The 24762-nt window shown below is 38.6% G+C and carries 19 protein-coding genes; 4 read left to right on the top strand and 15 right to left on the bottom strand.

Features of this window, described 5'->3' with window-relative positions; all coding sequences use genetic code 11:
- Positions 1–2: 2 nt before the first annotated feature.
- From V5290_RS12005 to V5290_RS11970, 8 genes are all read right to left on the bottom strand, one after another.
- Positions 3–635 (bottom strand): CDP-alcohol phosphatidyltransferase family protein, encoded by a 633-nt coding sequence (locus tag V5290_RS12005; protein WP_333385934.1) that lies wholly within the window; start codon positions 633–635, stop codon positions 3–5.
- A 20-nt stretch (positions 636–655) separates the two neighbouring features.
- Positions 656–1306: an ATP-binding cassette domain-containing protein gene (locus V5290_RS12000; protein WP_333385931.1), complete on the bottom strand. Its 651-nt coding sequence runs from the start codon at positions 1304–1306 to the stop codon at positions 656–658.
- 8 nt (positions 1307–1314) lie between these two features.
- Entirely contained in the window at positions 1315–3021 is a 1707-nt protein-coding gene (locus V5290_RS11995) for an ABC transporter permease (protein ID WP_333385928.1), read from the bottom strand.
- Positions 3021–4301 carry an ABC transporter substrate-binding protein gene (locus V5290_RS11990; RefSeq protein ID WP_333385924.1) on the bottom strand — a complete coding sequence of 427 codons (1281 nt, stop codon included), beginning with the start codon at positions 4299–4301 and terminating at the stop codon, positions 3021–3023. The genes V5290_RS11995 and V5290_RS11990 overlap by 1 nt, the downstream gene beginning before the upstream one ends.
- A complete protein-coding gene (locus V5290_RS11985) occupies positions 4288–5136 on the bottom strand; it encodes a DUF547 domain-containing protein (RefSeq protein WP_333385921.1) in 849 nt (282 codons plus the stop codon). The genes V5290_RS11990 and V5290_RS11985 overlap by 14 nt, the downstream gene beginning before the upstream one ends.
- A complete protein-coding gene (locus V5290_RS11980) occupies positions 5136–7289 on the bottom strand; it encodes an FAD-dependent oxidoreductase (protein WP_333385918.1) in 2154 nt (717 codons plus the stop codon). Before V5290_RS11980 ends, V5290_RS11985 begins: the two co-directional genes overlap by 1 nt.
- A gap of 362 nt (positions 7290–7651) precedes the next feature.
- Positions 7652–9922, bottom strand: coding sequence for a class 1a ribonucleoside-diphosphate reductase subunit alpha (gene nrdA, locus V5290_RS11975; RefSeq protein ID WP_333385915.1), 2271 nt, complete (start codon positions 9920–9922; stop codon positions 7652–7654).
- Positions 9923–10597: 675 nt separating this feature from the next.
- On the bottom strand, positions 10598–10942 hold the full coding sequence (locus V5290_RS11970) for a thioredoxin family protein (RefSeq protein WP_333385913.1): 345 nt from the start codon (positions 10940–10942) through the stop codon (positions 10598–10600).
- 380 nt (positions 10943–11322) lie between these two features.
- Here V5290_RS11970 and V5290_RS11965 point away from each other — a divergent pair, with 380 nt between their 5' ends.
- Both V5290_RS11965 and V5290_RS11960 read left to right on the top strand, forming a co-directional pair.
- Complete coding sequence (locus tag V5290_RS11965; RefSeq protein ID WP_333385911.1) at positions 11323–12306, top strand: DUF1852 domain-containing protein; 984 nt, start codon at positions 11323–11325, stop codon at positions 12304–12306.
- A gap of 223 nt (positions 12307–12529) precedes the next feature.
- Entirely contained in the window at positions 12530–13558 is a 1029-nt protein-coding gene (locus tag V5290_RS11960) for a methionine synthase (protein ID WP_333385909.1), read from the top strand.
- Between the two features lie 50 nt (positions 13559–13608).
- Here V5290_RS11960 and mtgA read toward each other — a convergent pair whose 3' ends face one another.
- From mtgA to V5290_RS11935, 4 genes are all read right to left on the bottom strand, one after another.
- A complete protein-coding gene (gene mtgA / locus V5290_RS11955) occupies positions 13609–14292 on the bottom strand; it encodes a monofunctional biosynthetic peptidoglycan transglycosylase (protein ID WP_333385907.1) in 684 nt (227 codons plus the stop codon).
- A gap of 262 nt (positions 14293–14554) precedes the next feature.
- A complete protein-coding gene (locus tag V5290_RS17555; protein ID WP_416351614.1) occupies positions 14555–14953 on the bottom strand; it encodes a DUF2061 domain-containing protein in 399 nt (132 codons plus the stop codon).
- A gap of 383 nt (positions 14954–15336) precedes the next feature.
- Entirely contained in the window at positions 15337–16416 is a 1080-nt protein-coding gene (locus V5290_RS11940; RefSeq protein ID WP_333385904.1) for a polysaccharide lyase family 7 protein, read from the bottom strand.
- A gap of 186 nt (positions 16417–16602) precedes the next feature.
- Complete coding sequence (locus V5290_RS11935; protein WP_333385901.1) at positions 16603–17736, bottom strand: PQQ-dependent sugar dehydrogenase; 1134 nt, start codon at positions 17734–17736, stop codon at positions 16603–16605.
- 316 nt (positions 17737–18052) lie between these two features.
- On the opposite strand from V5290_RS11935, the gene V5290_RS11930 reads away from it, so the two are divergent.
- On the top strand, positions 18053–18826 hold the full coding sequence (locus V5290_RS11930) for a DUF1223 domain-containing protein (RefSeq protein ID WP_333385898.1): 774 nt from the start codon (positions 18053–18055) through the stop codon (positions 18824–18826).
- 206 nt (positions 18827–19032) lie between these two features.
- Entirely contained in the window at positions 19033–20829 is a 1797-nt protein-coding gene (locus tag V5290_RS11925) for a protein adenylyltransferase SelO (protein ID WP_333385896.1), read from the top strand.
- Between the two features lie 130 nt (positions 20830–20959).
- On the opposite strand, the gene V5290_RS11920 is transcribed toward V5290_RS11925, so the two are convergent.
- The 3 genes from V5290_RS11920 to V5290_RS11910 all read right to left on the bottom strand — a co-directional run bounded on the left by V5290_RS11920 (position 20960) and on the right by V5290_RS11910 (position 24750).
- The gene (locus V5290_RS11920) at positions 20960–21229 is read right to left on the bottom strand and encodes a hypothetical protein (protein ID WP_333385893.1); all 270 of its coding nucleotides are present in this window, start codon (positions 21227–21229) and stop codon (positions 20960–20962) included.
- Positions 21230–21270: 41 nt separating this feature from the next.
- Positions 21271–22149 carry an AEC family transporter gene (locus V5290_RS11915; RefSeq protein ID WP_333385890.1) on the bottom strand — a complete coding sequence of 293 codons (879 nt, stop codon included), beginning with the start codon at positions 22147–22149 and terminating at the stop codon, positions 21271–21273.
- A gap of 267 nt (positions 22150–22416) precedes the next feature.
- Positions 22417–24750: a glucose/quinate/shikimate family membrane-bound PQQ-dependent dehydrogenase gene (locus V5290_RS11910; RefSeq protein WP_333385887.1), complete on the bottom strand. Its 2334-nt coding sequence runs from the start codon at positions 24748–24750 to the stop codon at positions 22417–22419.
- Between the last annotated feature and the right edge of the window lie 12 nt (positions 24751–24762).

Below are 24762 nucleotides of genomic sequence, written 5' to 3'. Positions count from 1 at the left end.
ACTTATTCCTTATTTTCTACTTGATGTGATTTTAATGTTTTATAACCACCATGAATGCGTGTAAACACTGTCATCGCACCTAATAAAGCAAACAGATAAGCTAGAGCTGGGAAGTATTGTGGCCAAATACAAAATGCTACAAAAAAGGCGATGGTTTCTGTGCCTTCTGTTAATCCATTAATGAAATAAAAACTCTTGTTTGCAAATTGAGGACGATCTAGATTCAGCTTTTCAGCTGGGATGGCAAAAGCTAAGAAAGTAGAGCCGGTACCAATAAATACCGCTAATAATACCGCAGCAGGTAAAGCATTAAATTCAGGATCTGCCATTGCAAAGCCCAGAGGTATTGCTGCGTAAAATAAGAAGTCCACGCAAATATCTAAAAAACCACCTGCACTGGTACTGTTATCTTGATAACGCGCTAAAGCGCCATCCAAACCATCTAAAATGCGATTAATCACGATCATTACTAATGCAGCTGTCCACATTTTATTCGCCAATAACGGTACCGCAATGATACCGATAAAAAAACCTACTAGCGTGACTTGATCGGGTGTAACACCTCGTTTATCTAATGTTTTTACCACTGGCATTAACAGTGGTTTGATAACTGGTGTGATAAATCTATCTAACATCGATTTCCCGTTTGCTACGATTAAATTAATTTGTCTAAGGTGATTACTTTACCCTGTGCCGCAATTGCATCACTCTCATCATGCGTCACCATCACAGCTGGTAGACTGTGACGTCGAATTTCATCAAAAACAAGCTGACGTGTTTCTTGACGAAGTTGACTATCCAATTTGCTAAAAGGTTCATCGAGTAAAATAGCTTTAGGTTTACTCAACAAAACACGGAGTAGCGCAACACGTGCTTGTTGGCCACCAGATAAGCTATGAGGACAGCGTTTTTCCATCCCCGTTAGACCAACCTGTTTTAATGCGTCGCTTATTTCATCAAGCCTATCCTGTTTGTTACCTTTAGGCATGGCAAACGCAATATTACCCTCTACTGTGAGGTGTGGGAATAGAAGTGGGTCTTGATATAACAATCCAATATGGCGTTGATGGCTAGATATGTTTGAGACATCAGCACCATTTAAGTAGAGTTTACCTGTGGCATCAAAGCTACTCGGTAACATGCCTACTAACCAATTCAATAAGGTAGATTTACCACTGCCCGATGGCCCCATAATAGTGAGTACTTGTCCGCCAATAATCTCTTCATCTAGCGACAGAAGCACTTTATCCTGCTGCTTTAATTGTAATTTTTCGATAACCAGTGACGGTATTGTTATTGATTTCATATACGTTCCTATACACGTGCACGTGAGAAAATTTTCGGTGTTAACCAAGCTAAAATAAAGAATAAAGCAGGCAGTAACATTTGCATTAATGCATAAACTGCACTGGTGCGTCGACTTGCTCCATTGGCTAAGGTAACGGCTTCGGTAGTGATGGTATTAATCCGGCCTGCACCTGCTAATAATGTCGGTAAATATTGGCTAAAACTAATTGCCAGACCTAATGCACTAGCGATTAAAATGGGTGAAATTAATAAAGGTAATTTAAGTTGCCAGAATATCTTAGACGGAGAAGCGCCTAAACTCGCAGCTACAGAACTAAAGCGGGGATCCAATCGACGGTAACTATTCGCTAAGGATAAAAAGACATAAGGCAAAACAAATAGAAGATGAGTGAATACCACATTTAAGTAGGTATGTTGGCTATTCACTTGCTCAAACATCCATACCAGCCCGAATAAGAAAGCAATACTTGGTATTAATAACGGCAGATAGATAATTAATCCACTCACTGCTGAAATCGTTTTATTACTTTGTTGCTCAGACTCTAATGCTAATAACGTTAATACAATAGCAAGTAAGGTACTGCTAAAGGCTATTAATAAGGTATTAAATAAAGGTGTTTGCATTTGGGTTAATGCAGATTGCCAATGCATTGTCATAAACTGATCAGGTAACAGGTTAGGGTAGGACCAGAAACCTGCAAAAGACCAAAAAACCATGCCTAGGAGAGCTAAAGCAATAGTGCTTACCATAATGAAGGTAATAACATCAGTAAAGCGTTTGATGATCATACCACCATGTTCACGCGCTCCATTGGTTAGCCAAGAGGCACTGCATTTCTTTACTAATAACTCAATTCCCCACCAAGTTAATAGCAGTGAAAGAGTCACAAGAATTTGTACAATCGCGCCCGATGAAGCTTTAATACGTAAGCTCAAATCTACATCACTGAACCATTGCATAATCGCAACAGCTAGTGTCGGTGGAGTATTTGGACCCAGAATCAATGGGATCTCTACACTCGCACTTGAATAAGCGAGTACGGCTAAAATAGGTAAACGCATGTAACCGTATAAACTAGGTAGGATGACTTTAAAGAATCCTGTCATAGGGCAGTAACCTAAACTTGAAGCTACCTTATGTTGTTGCTTAAGGACTTTACCTATTTCTGGTTGAGCAAGCACGCCTAGTGCAATTAATAATAAAAATGGTAGCTCTTTTAAAGCTAATCCTAAAATAATGCTTAAACCGTAGGGGTCATGCGGAAATAACCAATCAGGTGGAGTTTCCCAACCTGATAACCACGGTGAGAAAAGCCGTGATAAAAAACCTGAAGGAGCAATTAAAAAGCCAATGGCAATCGCTGCTGCAGCATGTGGAATAACTAAAATAGGGCCCAATAAACGTTGGATGCGTTTTAACCAAGGACTATTGAAATAACTAGCAAGAATTAATATGGTAATAAGAAAGGCTAGTAGGGTACTGACTAAACTGGTGCTGTAACTCAGCAACAACATGCGTTCGATACCGGGTGTTGCAAATAGCTCAGTAAAGCCAAACAATCCAAACTCAGTGGCTCCTAATGCAGGAAACCAACCAAAAGCGGGTAATAATACACCTAAGAGTCCACCTAATACCGGCACAACAAGTAACGCTATCATTACCGTCGGGCTAGTGCGAACAACGCGTGTAAAAAATGTATTAGCAACAATCATTATTGTACTCCATAACGGGCAAGCCATTGCGTAGTGATCACGGCTGACCAGCTAGGGTGTAATTCACTTAACAAGCGAGTGTTATCAACATTGATGATATTTGCACTTAAGTGTTTTTTCTCAGTGGTATCGAAGTAAGCGAGCTGTGTTGGTGTGAGTTGAGATAAATCTAATACACTACTATCACCCCATACTGACGTTTGTTGCTTTTTAGCTTGTGCTTCTGGGCTAAGTAAGAAGTTAGCAACAAGTTTAGCACTGTCTAAATGTGGTGAATTGTAGGGAATAGCAACAAAGTGGATATTACTTAAACTACCATCTAGCATGCGGTAACTGCGAGTACTGTCAGGTAGATCATAGCGTGCAATAGCTGAAGGAATTTCTGCTGCAGAGAAAGTAAAAGAAACTTGTAGTTCTCCATCTCCACTTAATCGACGTAAAGCCAGACCATTAGACACAAAGTGATGGCCTTGACGCCAAAGGTTAGGGTGTAACTCATCTAAAAAAGCCCATAATGCTGGCAATATCTGAGCTTCACTTTCTGCAGTGGCTGCTTGATAAAGTTTATTTTTGATATTATCAGGTTGATCTTCATTTAAAATAATTAGGGCATATTTTAAAAAGCTCATTCCTAAAAATTCAGGTGGTTTAGGGTAAGTGAATCGACCAGGGTGTTGTTTTGTCCAGCTTAGTAATTCTGCTAATGTTTGTGGAGGTTGTTCCACTTTTAGACTGTCATAATAGAAGGTTAAGGCTGCTTGCCCCCAAGGTGCTTCCATTCCTTCGGTTGGTACACCAAAGTCACGCGTCATAGCTGGATTGTTTTCTGGGTTGGTGAGAGCAAAGTTGGGAAGTTTGCCTGCCCAGTCTAAGGCTAATAATTTATGTTTGGCCATAGAAGCAAAATTAGCTCCGTTAATCCAAACTAAATCAACTTGACCGTTGCGGTGGTTGCTGGCTGATTTTTCAGCGAGAACTCGACTTACCGCTTCACTCGTGTCGGTGAGTTTAACGTGGTGTAGATCAATGTCGTATTGCTGCTTTACTTGTTTAGCAACCCATTGAATATAATTATTTATTTGCTGGTCACCACCCCAAGCATGAAAGTAGACACTCTGTTGAGTGCCTCGCATTTCAATATTTTCCCACATCGCCGCAGTATTGGACTGCGACTCCGAGGCAAATAAGGCTTGTTGGGGTAATAATAGAAGTAATAAATAACAAAGTGCTTTATAAAAGCCAGCAAAACTATGCTGGCAAATTTTATTAACGACTTGCATTAAGATTCCAATCATAATCTAAATATTTAACTTTAAACTTTTGATTTTTAAGTGTCGACTGCTGCGCTTCAGTTAATTGCAGTGCATCAACATATAAGTTTATAAAGCCCTGGATAGATTTCGTTCCTCGAAATCCCGTTTCAAAATCTTCGTCATACCATTTAAAAATAGATGACAGGTAGATATTGTTACCTTTGATATAATTGCGGCTTGAATCTGTTAAAAAACGCTCCGTTTGTTGCGTTAATTGTTGCTCCAATTTATCCGCTGTATAAGCCTCTTCACGTAGTGCAGGGCATCCAATACTTGCACAGTTTACTGCAAAATGGATACGTGGGTCGTTATAACGACCACTACCGCGAATCAAACCATGTTCAATATCGTTTAGGCTCAACGTTTTACCCAGTAATGGAACAAACTCTTTATCCCATGGTGAGTTAAATAAGCTACCTAAATCTTTAATTGAATCTAGGTCAGGGTATTTAGTTAAGATAAATTCAACTGTCCATGCATTATAAGCATTAATCAAGAAAGCTAACTGCTTTTCTTTTGACCATCCATCAAACTCTGTTCGTGTGGTTTCAGCTAATGTATCTAAGTAAGTTTGTAATGTATCTTCTTGTTGCTTAAAGCCTGCATAATCAACAGCAGTACTATGGCCTTGATTGATTGGCGTAATATGCTGTGCCAATAAATTTGTCCAAGTGCCGTGTAAATTGCTACTGGTTTCTGCATAAGCAGTGCTAAGCATCGAACCACTTAATATTGCTGCCCCTAAAGTGAAGCGCACTAGGGCGCTTACCTTATTTGTTGTATGTTGGATTGCTGATTTCATTAGCCGCGTCTCCATGTATGGTATTTCTCTAACCAATTTAGGACAGTTTGTGGCGCATGATTTCGTTTCCATTCACCAGCTGCGTATTTATTACCTTCAGCCCATGTTGGGTAACTGTGGATCGTGCCTAATATTTTGTTTAGACCTAAGCCGTGTTTCATCGCTAATACAAACTCAGCAATTAAATCACCAGCATGTTCAGAAACAATTGTTACGCCTAGGATTTTATCTTTACCTTTTGGTGTAATGACTTTGATGAAACCTTTGGTTGCACTGTCTGTGATCGCTCGGTCTAGTTCTTCAAAATCAAAGCGAGTGATTTCGTAATCAATGCCTTTTTGTTTTGCTTCATCTTCGTTAATACCAACACGTGCTACTTCTGGGTCGATAAAGGTCGTCCATGGAATTACTCGGTAATCCACTTTAAATTTCTTTAAGTTACCAAACAAACCATTCACTGCAGCGTACCAACCTTGATGGGCAGCGACATGTGTGAATTGGTAAGGACCAACAATATCACCAGCAGCAAAAATGTTAGGGTAAAGAGTTTCTAAGTACTCGTTGGTAACGATAGTACGGTTAGTTTCGATACCTAGCTCTTCTAAGCCGTAACCAGTTAAACGTGCGCTACGACCTACTGCACATAATAGTTGGTCATATTCAATTTCAATCTCTTCTTCGTTGTGTTTAACAATGATAAATTTCTTACCATCTTTTGTTTCACAGCGTAATGCTTGATGTGACGTTAAGATGTTTACACCGCTTTCTTTTAGTGATTCTGTTGCGAATTCAGATACTTCAAGATCTTCTTTGATCATGATGCGCTCTGCCATCTCAATTTGTGTAACGTTCGATCCTAAGCGAGCGAAGCTTTGTGCTAATTCCGAACCGATTGGACCACCACCTAATACCACTAGTTTCTCTGGTGGAGTATCTAATTTAGCGAATTCAGTCCATAACGTATCACTAGTAACATAACCTGTTTCTTCGATACCTGGTAGTGGTGGAACAAATGGGCGAGCCCCAGTTGCGATAACAATAGTACGCGTCGTTAATTTCTTTTTAGTGCCATCTTCGTAGCTAATTTCTACTGTCCAAGGGTCAAGAATTTTTGCATAACCTTTTTCTACTTCTACACCTAAATCAGTGTAACGTTCAACGCTGTCATGCGGTGCTACGTCAGCAACAACTTGATGTACGCGCTCCATTACTTTCTTGAATGAAAATTGTGGCGTTGTATCTTCTAAACCGTAATGGTGTGCATTTCTAATTTGCTCTGCAATTTTTGCACTTTTGATGATTGCTTTACTTGGTACACAACCATAGTTTAGACAGTCACCACCCATTTCACCGGCTTCAACCAAAGTCACTTTAGCTTTAACAGCTGCTGCGATGTAACTTGTTACTAGACCACCTGCGCCGGCGCCAATAACAACCATGTTACGGTCAAACTTAGCTGGTTTAGTCCAGTTTTTGTAGACTTGACGTTTTTTAATCATATTAACAATACCTTTTGCAATAAGTGGGAATATACCGAGTAAAACAAATGAAACGATTAGGCCAAAAGACAAGATACCTGACAGGCTATCGATTTTAGCTAATTGTGTACCTGCATTAACGAAGATAAATGTACCGGCTAACATACCAACTTGGCTTACCCAGTAGAATGTCCAAGACTTAAGTGCAGTTACACCCATTAATAGGTTGATGAGGAAGAATGGGAAAATGGGTACTAAACGTAAAGTGAATAAGTAAAATGCACCTTCTTTTTTAATTCCTTCATCAATAGCGGCTAAGCGCTCTGGAAAACGTTGTTTCAGTGAATCACGTAATAAGTAGCGTGAAACTAAGAACGAACATAACGCACCAATACTAGAAGCAAATGAAGCAATCACTAAGCCTTCAAATAAACCAAATAGAGCACCTGCAGCTAAGGTTAAAATAGCGGCACCTGGAAGTGCTAATGCGGTGACTAATATATATAAAACTAAGAAACCACCAATCACTAAGACTGGAGATTGTTCACGTAATGAGGTGAACTGATCCATTGAACCTTTTAACCCTTCAAGGGTGAGCAATTGGTGTAGGTTGAAGTGGAAAAACAACCCTATTAATCCGATTGCTAGTATCAAGAGTACGATCTTTTTTAACATAATTTATTAGCCTTTATATAAATGCGCATTAATGCTTTATGTGTGGTCCTTGCTAAGCATCAACAGCGGGTTGTTGTCCGTTATTAGTATGTGTGAGCAATAATTTATGGCGTCATTATTTAAAGCTCCCATACCAAGACCCGAGAAGATTTAATTTAATTGCCTAATTATTCAAATAATTACAATTAATTTTAAAATAGGTGATAAATTTTGTTTATTTATCCTGTATTTAATTGGAGGTATATTTAGTTTAGGTGGAGTTATGGATATTGCAAAAAAATAAATAATTTTTTGATAGGTAACAAAAAAGGATGCCATAAGGCATCCTTTTGATTTTTCAATAATTATTGAAGCTGTTTAGATTAGATTTTACAAGCGCCGCCTGCACAACCATCATCTTCGATGACTTTCTCATCATCTGCACCATCACGAGTGTTATGGTAGTAAAGCGTTTTTAATCCCATCTTGTAAGCCATTAATAGGTCTTTAAGTAAGATTGTCATCGGTACTTTACCGTCATCAAAACGTTTTGGATCATAGTTTGTATTTGCTGAGATAGCTTGGTCAACAAACTTTTGCATGATACCTACTAGCTCTAAATAGCCTTTGTTATCTGGAATACTCCATAATAACTCATATTGATCTTTGTATTTATCAAACTCAGGTACAACCTGTTTCAAAATACCATCTTTACTTGCTTTAACACTAATGAAACCACGTGGAGGCTCAATACCGTTAGTTGCATTAGAAATTTGGCTTGATGTTTCTGAAGGCATCAACGCTGATAATGTTGAATTACGTAAACCATGTTTAACGATGTCTGCACGCAATTCTTCCCAATCTAAGTGGTAGCCTTCATCACAAATAGCATCTATCGATTTTTTGTAGTTATCTAATGGCAAAATACCTTGAGAATAACGAGTTTCATTAAACTTCTCACACGCACCACGTTCTTTAGCTAACTTGTTCGATGCTTTCAATAGGTAATATTGAATTGCTTCAAATGCTTTATGCGTTAAATTATTTGCACTACCGTCTGAGTATTTCGCTCCATTTTTCGCTAAGTAATAAGCGTAGTTGATTACACCTATACCTAGAGTACGGCGGCTCAAGCTACTTTGTTCAGCCGCAAGAATTGGATAATCTTGGTAATCTAATAGATTATCCAGTGCTCTTACTGCTAATTCTGATAACTCTTCAATTTCATCTAGTGACTCAATTGCGCCTAAGTTAATTGCTGATAAAGTACAAAGTGCAATTTCACCTTCTTCATCTTTAATATGTGTTAATGGTTTAGTTGGTAATGCAATCTCTAAACATAAGTTACTTTGGCGTACTGGTGCAACTTTACTGTCAAATGGACTGTGTGTATTACAGTGGTCCACATTTTGAATATAAATACGGCCTGTACTTGCACGCTCTTGCATTAGTAAAGAGAATAACTGTACTGCAGAAATTGAGCTCTTACGAATTGATTCATCAGCTTCGTATAAGTGGTATAAACGCTCAAACTCATCTTGATCCTCAAAGAAAGCATCGTATAACCCTGGTGTATCAGAAGGGCTGAATAGCGTGATCTCTTTTTTGTCGATTAAGCGTTGGTAGAATAAACGACCAAGTTGTACACCGTAATCAAGGTGGCGAACACGGTTTGACTCAATACCACGGTTATTTTTTAGTACCAATAACGACTCAACTTCTAAATGCCATATAGGGTAGAAGACTGTTGCAGCACCACCACGAACACCACCTTGAGAACAAGATTTAACAGCGGTTTGGAAGTGCTTGTAAAATGGGATACAACCTGTGTGGTAAGCTTCACCACCTCGAATGTTACTACCCATCGCACGAATACGGCCCGCATTAATACCAATACCAGCACGTTGTGATACATATTTAACAATGGCACTAGATGTCGCATTGATAGAGTCTAAGCTGTCACCAGTTTCGATTAATACACATGAACTAAATTGACGAGTTGGTGTACGCACACCAGACATAATTGGTGTTGGTAATGAGATTTTAAATTGCGATGTCGCATCATAAAAACGCTTAATATAATCTAAACGTGTTTCTTTATCGTAATCAGAGAATAAACATGCCGCTACCATTAGGTATAAGAACTGCGCGCTTTCGTAGATTTCACCACTTACACGGTTCTGTACTAGATATTTACCTTCAAGCTGTTTTACCGCAGCGTAAGAGAAGTTTAAATCACGAGAATGGTCAATAAATTGGTCCATCTCTTCAAACTCTTGCTTAGTGTAATCTTCTAATAAATGCTCATCATATTTACCTTTAGAAACCATCTTGCTGACATGTTCAAATACGCTTGGTGGAGTAAAGCGTTGGTAAGCACGTTTACGTAAATGAAATACTGCTAAATGTGCCGCAAGGTATTGGTAATCAGGAGATTCTTCTGAGATTAAATCTGCAGCTGCTTTTATGATTGTTTCATGGATATCATCAGTACGAATTCCATCATAGAATTGGATGTGAGAATTTAACTCTACCTGTGAAACGGAAACATTGTTTAAACCTTCTGCAGCCCATGTAATGACGCGATGGATTTTATCAAGATCAATGGGTTCTTTTTTCCCATTACGCTTGGTGACAGACAGGTTTTTATTCATTTTTAGAGACCTTAGCTTGATGTTAGTAGAATAAACTGTTCGCTTAATAAGCGCTTGTTTGTTCTAGTGTGTGTAGTTCAAATAAAACACAAGATGTAGTGTTGCTTTAAAAGAAGAGACACAAGATAAAGCTTTCTGAGAATTTTTCAAGGGATAAGTTTTGTTAAATTAGTGGATAAAATTGTGGACAAATGAAGATGATTTAAGTTGGTTAGTAGTCACTAACAAAAGGTTTCAAGTCAGCTCTGTTTTATACGAATTGCAATCATTATTTTAGCTTTTTTTTCCTATTAAAAAAACTTCAGAGCTAAATTGCTTTTTTATAAACTTAGAACTTGTTCATATTTTTCTTATCTTTTTCCATCGTTTTTTTTGTTATTTTTAGCGCTTAATTATAGGCATTAACTATCTACCAAAATGTAGGTGTCACGGCGTTTAATTTCACCTAAATATACCTATTTTTAATAGGTATTAATCGCCTTCGGTCTAATTGGTTTTTGGATAGCATAAATGGTCAAAAAATGTCGCTATTAATTAATAAATCGCTTTTTAAATAGGCGATATAATAGTTAAAAATAGGGCATATTCGAGCGAGACTATTCGCTTTGTTTTTTTTATTTTCTGATTAAAAATTATTTGATCCTGATAATGGCTTTCCAAGATGAATAAACTCACTCATTTAGTGCATAAAAGTTGTTGAACTGGCGATAACTCCGTTGGACGAACTAAACGTGCCACTTCGTTTCCATCCTGTAATAAAATCAACGTTGGCCATAACTTAACTATAAAAGCACGCCCCAGTCGCTTACCTTTTCCATCAAAGACTTTGATATGTCTTAACGCGCTATATTCAGAATGTTCAGAGAATGCTGTTTTAACTAATTCACTACCCAGTTGGCAATGTGGACACCAAGGTGCGCCAAACTCAAGCAATGTTAGACCCTGTAATCCGGACACTTCGCTAGAAGTGATGGTTTCTTCTTGATATTCAGGTTGAAAGCCAAGTTGCGTTGTTCCCATATTTTTATCCTTTAATTATATCGCTGTCATCTATCTTGGGTTAATTCGTTTAACTAGTTTGTTGTTTGGTTTCCAATATAAACCAATGATCTGTTTTATGAAAACTATCAGCGTTTGTTGTACTTGTGAGTTTTTATAAGCAAATTTTCGCTTTCATTAAGATTATTACTTTTGTATTAAATATTTTCATGTTTATTTGAATATTTATCATTTTTATTCATGTTTGGTTTGACGTATAAATTACTTGCTGCTGTTTAATGCTAAGCAATATTACTGTGAATTTTTCATTTAGTGTCATCGATACTAATAGGCGTATTGGCTAGTAAATCTTAATAAACAAGGAGTGTGTAGTTTTTATGATAGACAATTGGAGCTAAAAGATGAGTACAGATTTTACATTTACGATTAACAGCACAGATTTAAATGAGCATTATCAACCTGCAGACAATACTCGAGCGACGACCAATTTTGCTAATTTGGCTCGAGGACAAAATAGACAACAAAATTTACGTAATGCATTAAAGATGATCGATAATCGCTTTAATATATTGGCTCATTGGGATAATCCTCAAGGTAATCGTTACTCTATCGAACTTGAAATCATCTCTGTTGAAATGAATATTCAGAATAGTACGCAAACTTTTCCCTCTATTGAAATGTTAAAAACCAATATTGTTGATCATCAAACCGGCCAACGCATTGATGGTATTGTTGGTAATAACTTTTCATCTTATATACGCGACTACGATTTTAGTATTTTGTTGTCAGCGCATAATAAAGATAAACCTTCATTCTCGGTGCCAGAAGATTTTGGCGACCTGCATGGGCAACTATTTCAGTCTTTTTTAAACTCTTCTGCTTATAAAGCTCAATTTATCAAAACACCGGTTATTTGTTTAAGTGTAGCGGAAACGAAAACCTATCAACGAACAGGCAACCAGCATCCAATATTAGGCATTGAATATCAGCCGAATGCTTCCTCTTTGACAGAACAATACTTTAGAAAAATGGGCTTAAAGGTACGTTACTTCATGCCTGATAATGTCGCTGCTCCATTGGCTTTCTACTTTATGGGAGATTTATTGAATGATTATACGAATCTGGAGTTAATCAGCACCATTAGTACCATGGAAACTTTTCAAAAGATTTACCGACCTGAAATTTATAATGCTAACACCGTCGCTGGTGATATCTATCAGCCAGATTTACAGCATGTCGATTATTCATTAACACATATTTTATATGACAGAGATGAGCGCAGTCGATTAGGTATAGAACAAGGTAAATTTGCTGAGCAGCACTTTATCAAGCCACATAAAACATTATTTGAAAAATTGAACACGGAACAACCGTGTTTAGCTTAATGATTTAGTTATACCAATTGCATTAAATAAGTGATCTAAATTTTACGCAGGAAAAATGACTTAGTTTAAGGCGTAACTTAAGTTAAATAGTTGTTCTATTTACGAAAGTTACAACGAAGAAATAAGTTATTTTAACAAGCAAAATAGATCAGTTACTTAGTGTGATTGGTATTAATAACAATAAAAGAATAAACATAAAATACCGTATATAGGATGAATATTGATGAAAGTATTATTACCCACTTCTACTGCTGGCAGCTTGCCAAAACCGTCTTGGCTTGCAGAGTCTGAAACATTATGGTCCCCGTGGAAATTACAAGAAAAAACATTAGTCGACGGTAAAAAAGATGCTTTATGTTTATCGTTACATCAGCAACAACTTGCAGGTATCGATATCGTCAGTGATGGTGAACAAACCCGTCAGCATTTTGTGACTACCTTTATTGAGCACTTAAACGGTGTAGATTTTGTGAACCGTAAAGTCGTAAAAATTCGTGACCGATATGATGCTAGTGTTCCTACGGTAATTGGACCTGTTAGTCGACAAAAGTCAGTATTTGTTGAAGATGCTAAATTTTTACGTCAACAAACGGATCAACCTATTAAATGGGCCTTGCCAGGGCCAATGACTATGATCGACACACTGTATGATGATCACTATAAAAGTCGTAAAGAGTTGGCTTGGCAGTTCGCTGTGATCCTTAATGAAGAAGCAAAAGAATTAGAGGCGGCAGGTGTTGATATTATTCAATTTGATGAGCCGGCTTTTAATGTATTTTTTGATGAGGTAAATGAGTGGGGAATTGCATGTTTAGAAAGGGCGGTAGAAGGCCTTAAATGCGAAACAGCAGTCCACATTTGTTACGGATATGGCATTAAAGCCAATACCGACTGGAAGAAAACATTAGGTAATGAATGGCGTCAATACGAAGCTGTTTTTCCTAAATTGCAAGCATCTAATATTGATATCATCTCATTAGAGTGCCACAACTCCCATGTGCCAATGGAGTTATTAGAACTTATTCGCGGTAAAAAAGTGATGGTAGGGGCGATTGATGTCGCAACTAATACGATTGAAACGCCAGAAGAAGTTGCCGATACGTTGAGAGAAGCGCTTAAATATGTAGATGCCGATAAATTATACCCTTGTACTAACTGTGGTATGGCACCTTTATCACGTGAAGTTGCACATGCTAAATTAAATGCACTTAGTGCTGGCGCGGCAATCATTCGTCAAGAGCTGAATGCCTAGTCTATTGATGAAAAAGTAAAATGGATGGGGCAGTCAATTGCCCCAAAAAGTTAATTCTCAATAATTGGTTTAAGGTAGCCCGCACCAAGTTGTCGCATTTGACGTTCAACCCAAACCACGCGTTGGCTAAGTTTAGCGGTTAAATTACGTGGATCACGGGTACGTGGGCTAGGCAATAATACCGCTAACTGTGCTGCTTGATGAGCACTAAGTTGTGTTGCTGACCTACCAAAGTAATGTTGGCTAGCGGCTTCAACGCCATAAATACCTTTCCCGAACTCTGCAATGTTCAAATATACTTCCAAAATACGTTTTTTACCCCAAGCGGCTTCAAGACTGATCGCTAAACCTGCCTCTAATCCTTTACGAATAAAGCTTCTGCCTGACCAAAGAAAAATATTTTTTGCTGTTTGTTGGGTGATCGTACTTGCGCCACGCAACCCATCTCCGTCATCATATTGCTCAAGTGCATCAACAATCGCTGCAAAGTCGACACCATAGTGGATAGGAAAACGTTGATCTTCAGAAGCAACAACAGCCAGCGACATAGATGACGGGAGTTTATCAATACTAATCCACTTCTGTGTAACTGGGTAAGGACTTTGTAGCATAAAAGCTGAGGTTGGTAATGGCACAAAGCGAAACAGTAATAGGGTAAGTGTCATTAACAATAATAAACGCCACAGCACATACCAGATCTTACCTAATACACTTGATTTTTTCTTCTTGGCCATGAGATATCTCTATTTGGGTTTACGAAACGATTACATTGAGCAACGCGCATAAAGTGTTTGTTCCTATTTTCCGTTAGATCATTGATAGGAGACAGCCCAATAGCATGCCATATTTTTAATATTTTATCTCTTTTTCAGAAAGAAGGGTTATCTGCGGAAAGTATATGAAGGTAAATGTGAATGATTTTCCTGCTGACCCTTATTAAAATATAAAGGTCAGCAGGAAGGGGGATGGAGCTTTTAAATGGTTAGCGAGGTGATATTAAGCGCACATAGCTTGGTCAACTTGGTAATCCACTTGCTTGTCTTTCTTACCCCATGCTTTTTCATGGAAGAAGTAAGCAAAAGAGTTAATTGTTGGTTCAATAGTAGCCATTAATCCACCGATGAATGCATCACCAGTTAAAGCGTAAGTAACAGCAAACGCTACGTTAAAGTGAATAATGGCAAAGCTGATTGTTTTGACTTTGGTCATCGACTCACGCTTTTTAAGGAAAGGCAGGTGCTGCCAAACTTTCTCGTGGAAGTAGAAGGCCACGGTATTAATTGATGGTTCGATAATCGCAATCAAACTGCCTAATAAAAAGTCGCCTGTTAAAGCAAAAGCAACTAAGGTTGCGATGCTGAAATGGATGCCTGCAAAAGTAATTGTTTTAGCCATTGTGTTGTCCTCGTAAAGTATGTCTCTGTTATGTGCAGCTATTATTGATACTTATTATCATTAAGTAAAATGGATAGTTTCTATACAATTGATAGGTTTTAAGTGTTGTTATTGGTTTTTTTGATAGGTTTTGTTGTTTTAAGGTGCGTGAACAAGATTGGTTGAACAGCATAAAGTAAGTGAACAAGGTGGTGGAGCCGTCGCTTTTCGCTCTGTATCCATACGCTATAGATATTGGTAATTGAAAAAGAGGATATTAAGATAAAGTTAGATTAATTGATGCAATGATTTAACTATCTAATTTTATATAATGTTTTGCTTTCATCATCCAGAGCTCAGGTTAACAGGTTCAAGTATAAATTATACTTGAACCTGTTAATAACTTATTGAATTGGGGCCTCAGCAGGGCTTAATTCTATTTTATAAAAAGTCGCTTGTGCGTAATCTCCATTGGCTTTGTCTACAGCCCAATCGCCTGTACCAGGGCAATTTGTGTACCATATTCCCGGCGCATCTTTACTGCTGCATTGGTTATATGCCCCAGCTTTAAAGTAAAACCAATCTTTTTGGTATCCATCAGAGTTATCTAACTTGTCTTCTTTACCATAAGCATCAATATTATTAGATAAATCAATTTTATAGTTAACCTCCGGCTGGTTTTTAGTGGTAAAAGTGAGGTACATAATATTGTTGTAAACATTAATGACATAACTAAACTCTTCGCCTAATGAGATACCTGTATCTGCTGGATCGGTTGGATTTTCCCAGGTGTTTCCCCAAACCGGGTAAGCGACATCAGTACGGTTCGGATCTTTTCTTGGTAAGTTCTTCTCATAGGTCCAAAAAACTGAGCCTGTAGTATGGTTTGGCCATTTTTTGTAATAAATTTTAATAGGTTCATTACCCCAACCAAATTGGTCGTCCGTGTCATATAACAAGTAGGAGTCTTTTCCTGCATGTATTTGCCCAACCACCATAGAGTATGCGGGTGGTTTGTTAGGGTGACCTGCATGTAATGATACGGCATCGACTTTTAATGTGGCTTGTAACTTACCGCCTACATCAGCAAACTCTTTTGCATCAGGGTTTGCGGCAAGTGCAAAATTGTTACTTTGATCTTTTGGACCACCTCCAGATTCGCCATTCATCATTTGTCTAAGTTCGCTACGCGTATTGGTTGATCCACCTGTTGTTGGGGCTTTGTTTGGTGAAGCAAATACCACTCCGCCTTCGCTACTCGCGTAGAAAAAGTCAGTGTTATAAAATGTCTTAATATCACTGACGCTAACTTCTCTCGCTTTACCGCTATTAGCTTCTAGGGGTAATGTGATTTTCCAATAACTTAAATCAATAATATCTGCTGGCCATATACCATTTTCAGGAGGGGGAAGGGCACAACCAGAGAGCAATATAGAGAGGCTGACACTGCTCAATACATATTTTAAAGGGGGATAACGCGTCATAGAAACATTCCTGAATTAAGGTAAGTATTAGATAAATCCAGTGTAACCTTAACGCCTTTTATATTTGTAATACAATTATGTAATTGTGATGTGAACCTTCTGATAAGTTAATGATATAAGCTCATTGTTGATGAGCCTCACTAAACAAGCTATAAGCGAAAAGGTAATGACACTAAAGGGCCGTTTTTAGCTGCCCTCAGGGAGCAACCTTAGAATACCTTTACCATCAATGCCTAAATAAATATAACCGTCGTTACCTTGCATAATATTTCTTACTCTGCCGATGCCCGCTAATAATTTAGTTTGTTTCACCACGGTTTTATTATTGATGTCTAGCAAAACTAAGTGGCCATATTTCATGCCACCAAGTAATACTTTACCTTGCCATTGCGGATACTTGTTACTATCAACATAGGCCATGCCGGAGGGGGCTATAGAGGGATCCCAATATAGTTTAGGCTGTTCCATTCCTTGTTTTTCAGTAATGTCTGTGTAGTTCGTACCAATATAATTAGTGCCATAGCCGATAATAGGCCAACCGTAATTTTTACCCGCTTCAATTAAATTAACTTCATCTCCACCTCTTGGTCCATGTTCATGTGACCAGAGCTGAGTATTATTAGCAAGTGTCATTAAGCCTTGTGGATTACGATGCCCGTATGAGTAAATCGCTTTTTTAGCGTCAGCTTGTTGATAAAAAGGGTTGGAGATAGGAATACTGCCATCAAGGTTTAAGCGATAAATTTTACCGCCATCCAATGATAAGTTTTGTGGATTTTTATCGCGCTGTCCACGATCTCCAATCGAAAAGTAAACAAACTGATCCGTGACAGCAATACGACTGCCGTAGTGTTGGCCTTTATTGGAATCACCTTCACCAAGATATAACTGTTTTTGGTCAACTAACTGATGATTATCAATATCTAACTTCGCTCTCATTAACGCTGTATTGCTGGCAGTTTTATTGTTATGGGTATATTGAGCCGCATAGGTAAAGTAAATAAGTTGGTTTTCTTCAAAATCAGGATGCAAAGCAATATCAAGTAAGCCTCCTTGCCCATTGCTATCAATGCTTGGTAAACCAGTTATCTCTTTTGAAGGTTTATTTTCGCTTAATAACCATAACGTACCAGAGCGTTCCGTAGCTAAAACCTGCCCGTCAGGTAATTGAACCATTCCCCATGGTATAACAATATCAGGCCAAACTACCTCTGTTTGATAAGCCGTATTATCTTCCAACATAGGCTGCGAGTGTTCCGCTTGTACTGTATTAACTAAAAAGCTGAGGTGGATGAGCAGTAGTTTTTGCCAGCATGTCATAGTCTTTCCTTAGCATATTAGAATAGGTAGTTGATTTTTTGACCAGTTCATTATGCGAAGATAGGGCTAATTATGCAAGATGGCGTTTAGTAAGCTTTTATTATTTAAAGTAGCGTCTATATCCGAGGAATCTCTGTTAATTATCAATCTCATACTTACTTGTGAAGTTTTACCAATCTTTATATTTTTAATGCAATCAAATCTCTTTTGGCAGGGTCTTTTAAATACCGTAACGATGTAAAGCGATTAAAAACCGTTAAAGCTCGATAAGCACATGAATGGAATTTTAAATTGTTTAGCAATGAGAGAGGAAATAATGAAGAAACTAATCACAACTAGTTTGTTGGCAGTCGCCATGTTTAGCCAACAAACATTAGCTGAAACCTTTAATAGTGGAGTCGGTAAGGTCGCTTTAGTTGAGCTTTTTAGCTCTGAAGGTTGTAGTTCTTGTCCGCCAGCGGAGAAAAAGCTGAGTCAACTAGTCGATGATCCACAACTATTTAAAACCTTTGTACCCGTCGCGTTTCACGTTGATTATTGGGATAGATTAGGCTGGGCTGACCGCTTTGCAACACCTGAGTACACCGCTAGACAGTATAGTTTATCATCAAGCGGTCATCAGCGTAGTGTGTACACGCCGAACTTTATTATTTCAGGTGAAGAGTGGAAAGGCTTTTTCAGAGGCCATTCTATTCAAGGTGCAGTAGAAGCATTTTCAAAAAGCGAGGTGGGTAACTTACAGATAGACTATCAAGCTTTAGCTTCGCAGCATCAAGTCAAAGCGGTATTTTCACCTGGTGAAAGGTTTGTCGCAGATACAAGTAAACCCTTGATTTTATCTGTAGCACCATTGGGCATGGGATTAGAAAGTAATGTAAGGCGCGGTGAAAACCGTAATAAACAACTTAAACATGAGTTTGTTGCTTTGGATTGGCAAAAAATCGCGATGACCTTTGAAAATAATCAGTGGGTAGCGACGCTAAATTTATCTAAAGATGCACATCAAGAGCAAGCACAGGCAATTAGTGCTTGGGTTAGTAATGAAAGTAGCTTAGCGCCTATTCAAGCGGTAGGTGGCTTCATTCAATAATTAGCGACCAACAATTACCCATCAACAATTACCTACCAATAATATTTATAATAAAAGCTAATTACCGCGTAAGTGATTAGCTTTTATTGTTTTAAAGTAACCTGATACCGATTAACTAGTTCATAATAAGTACAGAAGTCTCCAGCATATCGCGGTAAGATATTAGGTATACACTTTTATCTTGAACAACCTTGGTATCCATCATTATGACAAACCAACAGCCTCAGAAAAAATCATCGACACCATCTACCATCTCTAGCTTTAGCGAACTCGCTAATTTAGCGAATTATTCTTTGATGGCGTCGCTTAATTGCGACCCAGATGCCACAGAGGATGGAGTTGATCATGATGAACGACAAGTTTTCTCAGGCCATTATGTGCCAGTCAAACCAACGCCGATTAAAGATCCAGAATATATTGCGCACAGTAAACGCTTTTTCGCTGAGCTAGGATTCGCCGATAGTCTGGCAAAGTCAGATGGTTTCATGCGATTGTTCTCTGGTGATATATCTCAAGTACCCGAGCCAATGCGCCAAGTAGGGTGGGCGACAGGTTATGCGCTTTCCATATATGGTGTTGAGTTTATTCATCAATGTCCGTTCCAAACAGGTAATGGATATGGCGATGGTCGTGCTATTTCAGTACTTGAAGCTGTGATTAACGGCCAACGTTGGGAAATGCAGTTAAAAGGTGGTGGTCGTACTCCATATTGCCGTGGTGCAGATGGCCGAGCGGTATTACGCTCAAGTGTTCGTGAGTTCTTAGCGCAGGATCATATGCATGCGTTGGGCGTGGCTACTTCACGCTCTTTGAGTTTGTACGTTTCAAAAACTGAAACCGTACAACGTGGGTGGTATGCAGAAGGTTCTCGTTCAGAAAATCCAGATATGATGGTCACTGAGCCCGTTGCTATTTCGACACGTGTTGCACCGTCATTCCTACGTGTTGGACAAATCGAACTATTCGCACGCCGAACTCGTGAAGATGGCCAGTATTATGAGCAGCCCGATGAGTTACTTCATGCACTCGATGAACTTGAAAAGATAGTACTGCATTTGATTGATCGTGAATATGCGGAAGTGATTGATAAAACACTGAGTACACCTGAAAAAATAATATTGTTAGCACGTGCGTTCCGAGATCGCCTGACCTCATTAATTGCAGATTGGATACGTGTTGGTTTCTGCCAAGGTAATTTCAACAGTGATAATTGTGCGGCTGGTGGCTTTACATTGGATTATGGCCCTTTTGGTTTTAGTGACCTGTTTAATCCTCATTATCAACCTTGGACGGGTGGTGGCAATCACTTCTCGTTTATGAATCAACCCAAGGCTGCCCAAAGTAACTTTGAAATGTTTTGTTCTGCATTAAAGCCGCTATTGGCGACAGAACAAGACGCATCAACTGAGCTTGATAATATTCAAAATGAGTTTTCAGCGGTGATGGAATCAAAAATGCAAGCTATGTGGGCTGCCAAGCTTGGGTTTAGCTCACTGGATAAACCAGAGCATATGGCTGTATTGCGCGAGTTACAGATGATTATGATGCAAACACCTATTGATTATACGATCTTTTTTAGAGAGCTATCGTCAATTCCCGATGATATTCAACCACTCAAGAAAAGCTTTTACACTAATTTAATGCCCAAAAATGCGCAACAGAAAGCTGAAAGTCAGCAAGTAGAAACACGCTGGGGAGAATGGTTTGATAAATGGAAAGCACTACTTATCAGCGATTGCGATGTAAGTACAGATAGAAGCATTGAACAAGTTTCTAAACAGATGAAGCAAGTTAACCCTAAATACATTTTACGTGAATGGTTATTAAAACCTGCTTATCAGCAAGCAAGACTTGGCGATTACAGCTTAATTGAAGAGTTGCAGGAAGTGATGGCGAACCCATACGAAGAGCAGTCACAGGCAGTAGAAGATAAATTTTATCAGTTGAAGCCGCTTGAGTTCTTTAATGTGGGTGGGATATCCCATCTCAGTTGTTCGTCGTGATGTGTTAATTCAAAAAATAATTCAAAATCATTGGTCACTGTTCAAAGTTTGGTAGCCCATTGTTAATGGGCAATGCCAGCTTAATATTCAGTTATTCAGCAAGATATTAGTGTAATGGTATTCGTAAAATTTATGTGACCACCGCTGTTATGAACAAAAGAGCGGCGAATAGAAGGGTATTCGCAAAAACTGCGCTGGCATAACTTGCTTCACCTTTACGATACCAATTACCGAAAATAAATGGCTTGTTAACTTTCATTTTTAGTTCAGAAATACTCATGTTTTTATTGAATTTTTGGTGGTGTCCAAATACAAAAATTCGTTTAAATAAAATGAAAGAAATCAGATTAAGTCCGATTACTAATATCGGTATCATTAAAACTAACGTAATAAAGTCCATTTATCCCCCATAGCTTACAACAATCATTTTATTCTTACCTTTTAGCCTAGTGACAAAGCTATAACCAGCACAATAGGCAGCGTGATAATACTGAATAAATTGCTGAATAAGACCATAGACGCGACCTTTTCGGGCGCGATATTAAACCTTTCTGCAAACATATAGTTCATTACTGCTGGTGGCAACATAGTGAATAAAAGCATCATTTGTAAATGCAGAGTTGGTAATGGAATAAACAGATAAATGGCGATAAAAGCCATTGCACCTGTGACAAACGATAATACCGTGCAAATAACCCCAACCTTTAATCCATTAAGTCGGATATTACACATCTGAGAACCCAATGATAACAACATAATCGGGATAGAAGCGCCACCGAGTAAATGGGTGGCATCATAAAGCGGCTTCCATATTCCTATCCCACTCAGGTTTAATATCAACGCTAAAAGTGCAGCTAAAAATACAGGCATAGTCGCCATTTTTTTAATAGGATTACCATCACTTAATAAAGCGATACCGATACTAATATGCGCACAAGATGAAATGACAAACAGCAGCACAGCCGGAGCAAGTGCTGTATTACCAAAAGTATAAGTAAATAAAGGAATGGCTAAATTCCCACTATTACGGAACATATTCGAGGGGACCCAAACTTTAAAATTTAGGTTAAAAATTTTACAGATGGGAATCATTAATAGACCCGGCAATAACACAGCAACAACTGAAGCAGTGAGCAAAGGAATTTGCTCCATTTCAATTGGCATTACCGCTAAAGAGGAGAATACAAGGGCTGGAACAAGTACATCCATATTGATGCGATTAATAGGTTTGAAATCAGGCTTTAACCAACGACCAATCAAAAAACCAACAAGTGCTAAAGCAAAAACAGGAAAAAGTATTCCAACAACTTGTGTAAACATAATCATCCTTATGTTCTAAATAGAGGCTTACCCTGAATTTAATAATGCGTATAACCACGCTTTAAACATATTTAATAACATAAACTATTTATATCAACAATATAATGCGGATTGTTATTGTATTGTTTGGGATTGTTGATGTCTTTTGAGGAGCAGGAGTGAATAACTTTTACGATTTATCTCGTCGGATATTGCTTTAATTGTTCTATCGGAAAAAGGCTAAATATAACCCAATATTATTGGATTATATTTAGCCTATATTTGTTGTTATTTTTTTAGTTTATAAGCAACAACATAATCGCCAATTGTTGTTCCAATAGAGCCATGCCCACCTGCAACTTGGACAACCATTTGTTCTCCCTGACTATTTAGATAAGTCATAGGAGTGGCTTGTCCGCCTGCTGGTAATCGTGCTTTCCACAACTCTTTACCATCGACTAGGTTGTAAGCTCGTAAATAATTATCAACGCTAGCAGCCATGAACACGACACCGCTATCAGTAATAATCGGGCCGCCAATACCGGGAACACCCATCTCGATTGGCAATTTAAGCGGAGTCATATCTTCAATCGTGCCATTTTTATGCTGCCAAGCTGTTTCACCTTTATTAAGGTTTACACCAGCAACATATCCCCAAGGTGGTTGTTGGCAGGGAATGCCTAACGGAGAAAGGAATGGTTTTAAATCTACAGCATAATCAGCCCCTTCATTTGAGTTAACGCCCTGTTCTCCTTTATTTGAACCACTTAAATCAGCGCCTTCTTTTGGTATTAACGTGGAAGTAAAAGCAAGGTATAAAGGCATACCAAATAATTGCTGACGTTTAGGATCGACTGCAATACTACCCCAATTGAAAACCCCAAAATTACCAGGGTATATAATTGATCCCTGTTCTGATGGTGGAGTGTAACGGCCCTCATAGCGTAATTGTTTAAAATTGATTCTGCATATTAACTGGTCGAGTGGCGTTGCTCCCCACATATCCGATTCTGTTAATTTTTCAGGCTTAAAGGATAAAGCAGAAGTCGGTTGAGTTTTAGCCGTATGCTCTCCAACAATCGCACCTAGTGGAGCAGCTTCTTCGGTGATTGGAAATATAGGTTCACCTGTTGCTCTATTAAGCACATAAATATCACCTTGCTTGGTTGGAATAACCAAGGCGGGTTGTTTTCCTGTATCGGTTTCTAAATCCAATAAAGAGGGTTGTGCAGGTGTATCCATATCCCACAGGTCATGGTGAACAAACTGCTGTACCCAAGCGACTTGACCTGTTTTAAGGCTTAATGCCACCACTGATGTTGCATATTTTTCTTCAGCAGGTGAACGATAAACACCTAATTGATCAGGCGTTCGATTACCCATAGGGAAATAAGCTAGCCCTAGCTTTTCATCTGCACTGGCCACTGACCAACTATTCGGTGAGCTCGTTGCATACACTTCATCTTCGTCAATTGGCGCTGTTTTATTTGGCTTGCCTGAATCCCAATTCCATACTAACTCTCCGGTTTTTACGTCATAAGCTCGGATTACACCAGAAGGGGAGTTAATATCGTAATTATCATTAACTGAACCCGCGACGATCACAACACCGCCTGCAACTAATGGAGGCGAGGTTGAGTAATAATAACCAGATTGCCTAAATGGCATATTATGCATTAAATCTAACTCTCCATTTTCTGCAAAGTTAGCACAGCGCGCTCCAGTCACAGGATCAACAGCGATAAGGCGAGCATCTGATGTCGGTAAAAATAATTGTGCATCACACTGTAATGAGTCTAGGTTTTCAGAGGGTGTTGAAACTATTTGAACTGGTGGAAGTTGTTCACTATCACTAGGCGGTAAATAAGAAACTCCACGACAAGTTTGATGCTGACGCTGACTGTCAGCGGGTACTTTAGCGTCATAAACCCATTGCTCTTCACCGGTATCGGCATTTAAAGCAATAAGCCAGTTATGAGGAGTACAAAGGTAAAGCGCATTACCTATTTTAAGTGGGGTTGCTTCATAAGTGGTTTCCCCTACATCTTTAGGTCCTTTTTTATCACCCGTTTGATATTGCCAAGCCAATTGTAATCGTTCAACATTCTCTGGTGTTATGTTCGCTAAAGGAGAAAATCGCTGCCCTAAATTACTTCTACCATAGGCATTCCAATCACTTTCATTTACATCACTTGTAAAGGGGGCACTAACCACTCTCGGTAATTCACCTTTTACGGTTGACGGAGATGTGACCATTAAGGGAGAAAGTGTCGTTGCACCGGCTGCTATCCAAGCTGGCAATAAAAATATCCAACCTTTACGATGTTTGAAAAAAGCAATAAAGAGAAGGGGGATTGCTAGGATGAGGAAAAGTCCCATTCTGGTTGCCAAGGGCCACCAACTCAGACCTGACTCAAGAACCGACCAAATTAATGTCGCCATTAAAAGGATAGCGTAGACAAGGTTTGCTAATGCATTTCTGTTACGCAGTAATAATGAAACGGCGATAAATACAACACCTGCAAAGCAATAATATAAGCTGCCACCTAAGGCTATTAACCATGCACCGCCAACTAATAAAGCTAAACCTATAATAAAAAATAATACTGATAAAATGATCATAAACACTATCCT

The sequence above is a fragment of the Psychromonas arctica genome (assembly GCF_036697365.1).
Taxonomy (GTDB): domain Bacteria; phylum Pseudomonadota; class Gammaproteobacteria; order Enterobacterales; family Psychromonadaceae; genus Psychromonas; species Psychromonas arctica_A.
This window is presented reverse-complemented; position numbering and strand designations above follow the sequence as displayed.

Excerpts from the sequence above, each read along its gene's own strand:
- V5290_RS12005 (WP_333385934.1), bottom strand. The coding sequence starts at position 635 with ATGTTAGATAGATTTATCACACCAGTTATCAAACCACTGTTAATGCCA.
- V5290_RS12000 (WP_333385931.1), bottom strand. The coding sequence starts at position 1,306 with ATGAAATCAATAACAATACCGTCACTGGTTATCGAAAAATTACAATTA.
- V5290_RS11995 (WP_333385928.1), bottom strand. The coding sequence starts at position 3,021 with ATGATTGTTGCTAATACATTTTTTACACGCGTTGTTCGCACTAGCCCG.
- V5290_RS11990 (WP_333385924.1), bottom strand. The coding sequence starts at position 4,301 with ATGCAAGTCGTTAATAAAATTTGCCAGCATAGTTTTGCTGGCTTTTAT.
- V5290_RS11985 (WP_333385921.1), bottom strand. The coding sequence starts at position 5,136 with ATGAAATCAGCAATCCAACATACAACAAATAAGGTAAGCGCCCTAGTG.
- V5290_RS11980 (WP_333385918.1), bottom strand. The coding sequence starts at position 7,289 with ATGTTAAAAAAGATCGTACTCTTGATACTAGCAATCGGATTAATAGGG.
- nrdA (WP_333385915.1), bottom strand. The coding sequence starts at position 9,922 with ATGAATAAAAACCTGTCTGTCACCAAGCGTAATGGGAAAAAAGAACCC.
- V5290_RS11970 (WP_333385913.1), bottom strand. The coding sequence starts at position 10,942 with ATGGGAACAACGCAACTTGGCTTTCAACCTGAATATCAAGAAGAAACC.
- V5290_RS11965 (WP_333385911.1), top strand. The coding sequence starts at position 11,323 with ATGAGTACAGATTTTACATTTACGATTAACAGCACAGATTTAAATGAG.
- V5290_RS11960 (WP_333385909.1), top strand. The coding sequence starts at position 12,530 with ATGAAAGTATTATTACCCACTTCTACTGCTGGCAGCTTGCCAAAACCG.
- mtgA (WP_333385907.1), bottom strand. The coding sequence starts at position 14,292 with ATGGCCAAGAAGAAAAAATCAAGTGTATTAGGTAAGATCTGGTATGTG.
- V5290_RS17555 (WP_416351614.1), bottom strand. The coding sequence starts at position 14,953 with ATGGCTAAAACAATTACTTTTGCAGGCATCCATTTCAGCATCGCAACC.
- V5290_RS11940 (WP_333385904.1), bottom strand. The coding sequence starts at position 16,416 with ATGACGCGTTATCCCCCTTTAAAATATGTATTGAGCAGTGTCAGCCTC.
- V5290_RS11935 (WP_333385901.1), bottom strand. The coding sequence starts at position 17,736 with ATGACATGCTGGCAAAAACTACTGCTCATCCACCTCAGCTTTTTAGTT.
- V5290_RS11930 (WP_333385898.1), top strand. The coding sequence starts at position 18,053 with ATGAAGAAACTAATCACAACTAGTTTGTTGGCAGTCGCCATGTTTAGC.
- V5290_RS11925 (WP_333385896.1), top strand. The coding sequence starts at position 19,033 with ATGACAAACCAACAGCCTCAGAAAAAATCATCGACACCATCTACCATC.
- V5290_RS11920 (WP_333385893.1), bottom strand. The coding sequence starts at position 21,229 with ATGGACTTTATTACGTTAGTTTTAATGATACCGATATTAGTAATCGGA.
- V5290_RS11915 (WP_333385890.1), bottom strand. The coding sequence starts at position 22,149 with ATGTTTACACAAGTTGTTGGAATACTTTTTCCTGTTTTTGCTTTAGCA.
- V5290_RS11910 (WP_333385887.1), bottom strand. The coding sequence starts at position 24,750 with ATGATCATTTTATCAGTATTATTTTTTATTATAGGTTTAGCTTTATTA.